This window comes from Streptomyces flavofungini, assembly GCF_041028215.1.
In the GTDB taxonomy this organism is placed as follows: domain Bacteria; phylum Actinomycetota; class Actinomycetes; order Streptomycetales; family Streptomycetaceae; genus Streptomyces; species Streptomyces flavofungini_B.
Window position 1 is genome coordinate 1 of the sequence record NZ_JASKYR010000629.1, and the last position, 4,883, is coordinate 4,883.

A 4,883-nucleotide genomic window follows, 5' to 3' on the forward strand; every position below is an offset into this window, starting at 1 on the left:
AGCCCCGGCTCCGCGCGCTCGACGGGCTGCGTCTGGTCGCCGCCCTGATGGTGGCGGCCTACCACTACGGCGGCCGGGACGGCGAGATAGCCGATGCCTGGGGCAGCTCGCCCCGTGTCCAGTTCCCCACCGCGTCCGAGTGGTTCGCCTACGGCTGTCTCGGCGTGCAGGTCTTCTTCGTGATCAGCGGCTTCGTGATCAGCATGAGCGGCTGGGGCAGGCCGCTCCGCGCGTTCTTCGCGTCCCGGGCATCCCGGCTGCTGCCCTCCTACTGGGCGGCGATCATCCTGGTCACGGCGGTCTTCGCGCTGCCCGTCGTCGCCTACGACGCGGTCTCGCCCAGCGACGCGCTTGTGAACCTCAGCATGCTCCAGCAGCCGCTCGGCACCGACCGCGTCCTCGGGGTCTGCTGGACGCTCTGGGCCGAGCTGCGCTTCTACGCGCTCTTCGCGCTCTGCGTCGTCCTGCCGGGCGCGAGCCGCGCGCGGGTGGTGCTCTTCTGCGCGGTGTGGACCCTCGCGGCGGCCGTGGCGGAGGGCGCGGACGAGCCGCTGCTCGAACTGGTCCTCATGCCGCAGTACGCGCCCTTCTTCATCGGCGGCATCGGCATCTACCTCCTGCACCGCGACCGCCGCGACGTCACCGCCTGGGGCATCGTGGGCGTGAGCTGGCTGATCGGCCAGCACTACGCGGTCGCCGGGCTGTGGCACGCGCCGGACCCGGACTTCTTCTCCTACCGGTCCGCCACGGTGATCATCGCGGTGGTAACGGCGGGCTTCGCGGCCGTGCTCCTGATCGCGCTCGGGTACCTGGACCGCGTCGACTGGCGCTGGCTGACCGTCGCGGGCGCCCTCACCTACCCCTTCTACCTGGTGCACGAGCACCTCGGCTGGGTCACCGTCGAGGCGCTGCACCGGGGCCTCGGCCTGCCGTCGTACGCGACGTTCGGGCTGACCGTCGCCGTGATGCTGGCGCTCGCGTGGCTCATGAACCGGTTCGTGGAGGGGCGGCTGACCCCGGCGATCCGCGGCGGCCTGCTCAGGACGCCCGCCCGCTCCTAGCCACGGGCCGCCCCCTCCTGGCCGCGGGCCGCTCCCGGCTGCGCCCGCCGGGCGGCGAGCGTCGCCCCGATCCCGGCGACCACGGCCGCGAGTCCCGCCTCGAAGCCGCGGTCGTGGGCGCGGAAGATCTCCTCGCCCGCGGCCGCCGCGAGCGGGTAGTCGGCGAGCCGCTCGGCGCGGGCCGCCAGGTCGTAGCCGCCCTCGCCGGTGTCCGGGGCGGGACCCGACGCCTGCTCCTCGATGACGTGCCCGATGGTGAAGCTGTAGACGGTGGACCAGGCGCGCGCGGCGGCTCCCGGCGTGAACCCCGCGCTGGTCAGCGTGCGGAGGTGGGCCTCCATGGGGGCGGCGTAGGACAGGTCCGTGTACCGGGTGCCACTGAAGACCTTGGCGCCGTCGCGGTAGCGCAGCAGGTGCTCGCGCATCCCCCGCATCGAGGTGGTGAGCGCCGTTCGCCAGTCGGCGTCCGGCGCGGCGAGGAACTCGGCGCTCATCCGGCGCATCATCTCGGTCGCCATCTCGTCGAGCAGCGCCTGCTTGTCCTTGAAATGCCAGTACAGAGCGGGCGCCTTGACGTCCAGCTCCTTGGCGATGGCGCGCAGGGTCAGCCCTTCGAGCCCGGTCTGGTTCAGCAGGTCGAGCGCGGTGCGGGCGACCGTCTTCCGGTCCAGTCGTGTCGTGGCCACCTTGACAATTTAACACCGTTAAGTGCACTCTCTGCGCCATGGAACTTAACAACGTTAAGGAAGCGGCGGCGCGGACCGCCGACGTGCTCGTCGTGGGCGCCGGTGCGACCGGGCTCGTTCTCGCCTGCGACCTCGCGCGGCGCGGCGTGCGCGCCCTGGTCGTCGAGCGGGCGGAGCCCCCGTCGCCCGCCTTCCCCGGCTCGCGCGGCAAGGGCATCCAGCCCCGCACCCTGGAGCTCCTCGACGACCTCGGTGTCATCGACGCGTTCCTCGCGGCGGGCGGCCACGCGCCGGTCGGCATGGTCTGGCGGGACGGCGAGCGGCAGGGCGAGCACCGCATGTTCGACGAGCCCGAACCGACACCGGCCACGCCCTACCCCCGCCCCTGGCTCCTCCCCCAGTGGCGCACCCAGGAGCTGCTCCTCGCCCGGCTCCGGGAGCTCGGCGGCGACGTCGCGTTCGGCTGGGCCGTGACGGAGCTCGCCCAGGACCCGGACGGGGTCACCGCCACGCTGTCGACAGGCGGCACGGTCCGCGCGGCGTACGCGGTGGCGGCCGACGGCGGACGCTCCGGGCTGCGCCGGGCGCTCGGCATCACCATGGCGGGCGAGACGGTCGACCCGAAGCCGGTCCTGGTGGCCGACGTGCGCCTGACGGGGCTCGACCGCGACAACTGGCACATGTTCCCGTCCGAGGGGGACGACGGTCTCTTCGCGGCGGCCTGCCCGCTGCCCGGCACGGACTGCTTCCAGCTGACCGCGCAGTTCCCGGCGGGCGCGGCGGCACCGGACACCTCGCTCCAGGGCGTACGCGAGGCCGTCGCCGCCCGGACCCACCTCGCCGCCGAGAACGTGACCGACCTGCTCTGGGCCTCAGCCTTCCGGCCGCGCGCGGCGCTCGCCGACCGCTTCCGCGAGGGCCGCGTCCTCCTGGCCGGGGACGCCGCGCACGTCCACTCGCCCGCGGGCGGCCAGGGCCTGAACACGAGCGTCCAGGACGCCTACAACCTGGGCTGGAAGCTGGGCGCGGTCCTGCGGCACGGCGCGCCGGAGTCCCTGCTCGACACCTATGAGGAGGAGCGGCTGCCCAACGCCGCCGCCATGCTCGGCCTCTCCACCCGCATCCACCGCGGCGAGGCCCGGCGCGGCGCCGCCACCCGGCAGCTCGGCATCGGCTACCGCGCGTCGTCCCTGGCCGTGGAGACCCGCGAGAACCTCCCGGAGGACGCGCTCCGGGCGGGCGACCGCGCACCGGACGGCCCGTACGGCCCCCAGGGCGGGCAGACGCTGTTCGACGCCTTCCGGGGCCCGCACTTCACGCTCCTCGCGGTCGGCGTCGACGGCGAGCCGCCCCGGCTGAACGGCGACCTGGTCCACGTACACCGGATTCCGTCCTACGAGCCGTACGGCAAGGGCTGCTTCCTGATCCGGCCGGACGGATACGTGGGCTGGGCGGGAGAGGACATGGAGGGCCTGCGGGAGTACGCGGGGGCGTGGCTCACCGCGCGGGACGGCGTGCCTGAGCGCCCCTTGACCTGAAGCGAGGTCGAGGTCCTACGTTCGGCCGCATGACGACCTTCACGTACTCCCACTCCGACACCGCCCTCGTCGACCAGCCCATCGGCTACTGGAGTTCGGCCGCGGGCTCCGCCGTGGTCCACCACATCCGCGCCCACCTCGCCGAGCTCGGCCTCACCCAGCCCCAGTGGTGGGTCCTCGCGCAGCTCGCGGACGCCCGGGACGGCCGCGACCGCACCGAGGTCGTGACGCTCCTGCGGGGCTACCTCGACACCGGCGACGGCGCCCTGCTGCACGACATCGGCGCCCTGCACGACCGCGGCCTGATCACCGAGGACGCCGCGGGCCGCATCGCGCTCACCGACGAGGGACACGCGCTGCGGTCCCGGGCGGCCGAGCGGCAGAAGAAGGTGCGCGCGGAGATCCATGAGGGCATCACGGACGACGAGTACGTCCGGGCGCTCAAGGTCCTGCAACGCATGATCCACAACGTCGGCGGTACGGCCTGGCACCACTGAGGTGCCGTGGTCCGGCCCGTCCGGACCTCAGACGCTGCTGAGCGACAACTTCACCGCGAAGCCGAGGAACAGCGCGCCCGCCGCCGTGGTGGCTCCCGCCGAGAGCCGCTTGCGGCGGCGGAACGCGGCGGCGAGCCGGGTGCCGCCGAAGATCAGGGCGGTGAGATAGAGGAAGCTGGCGACCTGCGCGAAGGCGCCGAGGACCACGAAGGAGAGGGCCGGGTAGGCGTAGCCCGGATCGACGAACTGCACGAAGAAGGCGATGAAGAACAGGATCGCCTTCGGATTGAGCAGGCTGATGACGAGCGCCCTGCGGAAGGGCCGCTCGGCGGCGCCCGCGCCCTCCGCCGCCTCCGTCCGCGCGCCGAGGCCCGCCGCGCGCTCGTGCCGCGACCGCCACAGGGCGGCGGCGGCCCGCATCATCCCGAACGCGAGCCAGGTCAGATACCCGGCGCCCGCGTACTTCACGATCCCGAACAGCACCGCGTTGGCCTGGAGCAGCGAGGCCACTCCGGCCGCCGAAAGCGTCATCAGGACCGTGTCGCCGCACCAGACTCCCGCGGCGGCGGTATAACCGGTGCGTATCCCCCGCCGCGCCGCGACGGAGAGCACGTACAGCGAGTTCGGCCCCGGCAGCAGAATGATCAGGGCGAGGCCCGCGAGGTAGGTCGGAAGATCGGTGACACCCAGCATGCCGGGAGTCTCGCACGGACGTACGACTTCGGGCGCACGGTGTCCGGTCAGCGGACGCGTGGGGCGCTGTGGCGTCACACCGGATTCAGGTCAGTGACATGTGGCGCACGCCCGCTCACCGTTTCGCGGCGGAGGCGTCACTCTTGGCGGAGCGGGAAACACTTCCAGATGTGGTGTCCGGGTGACCCTTGGGGGCGCGTGATGGGCGAGGGAACGGTCGGCAGGAGTGCGGTCGGCGGGCGTGCGGCCGACGGGCGTGCGGTCGGGAGGCGCGCGGTCGGCGGGCGTGCGGTCGGCGCGGGGGCCGCCGTCGTGGCGGTGCTCGCCCTGGTGGGCGGCTGCAAGGCGGTGGCCGTCGACACCACCGCAGGCGCAAGCGGGCGGCCGGGCGAGAACGCGTCCGGGGAC

The 4,883-nt window shown here is 73.4% G+C and carries 6 protein-coding genes; 4 read left to right on the plus strand and 2 right to left on the minus strand.

Annotated elements, in window-relative coordinates:
- Positions 1 to 1,061: acyltransferase family protein (locus AB8Z36_RS31320; protein ID WP_369216768.1), on the plus strand; the 1,061-nt coding region annotated here is incomplete at its 5' end.
- Here the strand turns inward: AB8Z36_RS31320 and AB8Z36_RS31325 are convergent.
- Positions 1,058 to 1,747, minus strand: a complete 690-nt coding sequence (locus AB8Z36_RS31325; protein ID WP_369216769.1) for a TetR/AcrR family transcriptional regulator C-terminal domain-containing protein — start codon at positions 1,745 to 1,747, stop codon at positions 1,058 to 1,060. The two genes, AB8Z36_RS31320 and AB8Z36_RS31325, sit on opposite strands and share 4 nt — an antisense overlap.
- A 38-nt stretch (positions 1,748 to 1,785) precedes the next feature.
- On the opposite strand from AB8Z36_RS31325, the gene AB8Z36_RS31330 reads away from it, so the two are divergent.
- Both AB8Z36_RS31330 and AB8Z36_RS31335 read left to right on the plus strand, forming a co-directional pair.
- Positions 1,786 to 3,285 (plus strand): FAD-dependent oxidoreductase, encoded by a 1,500-nt coding sequence (locus AB8Z36_RS31330; protein WP_369216770.1) that lies wholly within the window; start codon positions 1,786 to 1,788, stop codon positions 3,283 to 3,285.
- Between the two features lie 29 nt (positions 3,286 to 3,314).
- Positions 3,315 to 3,782, plus strand: a complete 468-nt coding sequence (locus AB8Z36_RS31335) for a MarR family winged helix-turn-helix transcriptional regulator (RefSeq protein ID WP_369216771.1) — start codon at positions 3,315 to 3,317, stop codon at positions 3,780 to 3,782.
- Between the two features lie 27 nt (positions 3,783 to 3,809).
- Here AB8Z36_RS31335 and leuE read toward each other — a convergent pair whose 3' ends face one another.
- On the minus strand, positions 3,810 to 4,475 hold the full coding sequence (gene leuE / locus AB8Z36_RS31340) for a leucine efflux protein LeuE (RefSeq protein WP_369216772.1): 666 nt from the start codon (positions 4,473 to 4,475) through the stop codon (positions 3,810 to 3,812).
- 201 nt (positions 4,476 to 4,676) lie between these two features.
- On the opposite strand from leuE, the gene AB8Z36_RS31345 reads away from it, so the two are divergent.
- On the plus strand, positions 4,677 to 4,883 hold a 207-nt coding region (locus AB8Z36_RS31345), incomplete at its 3' end, for a hypothetical protein (protein ID WP_369216773.1).

What these genes read in the sequence shown, in the direction of transcription:
- leuE (WP_369216772.1), bottom strand. Translation starts at nt 4,475, where the DNA reads ATGCTGGGTGTCACCGATCTTCCGACCTACCTCGCGGGCCTCGCCCTG.
- AB8Z36_RS31335 (WP_369216771.1), top strand. Translation starts at nt 3,315, where the DNA reads ATGACGACCTTCACGTACTCCCACTCCGACACCGCCCTCGTCGACCAG.
- AB8Z36_RS31330 (WP_369216770.1), top strand. Translation starts at nt 1,786, where the DNA reads ATGGAACTTAACAACGTTAAGGAAGCGGCGGCGCGGACCGCCGACGTG.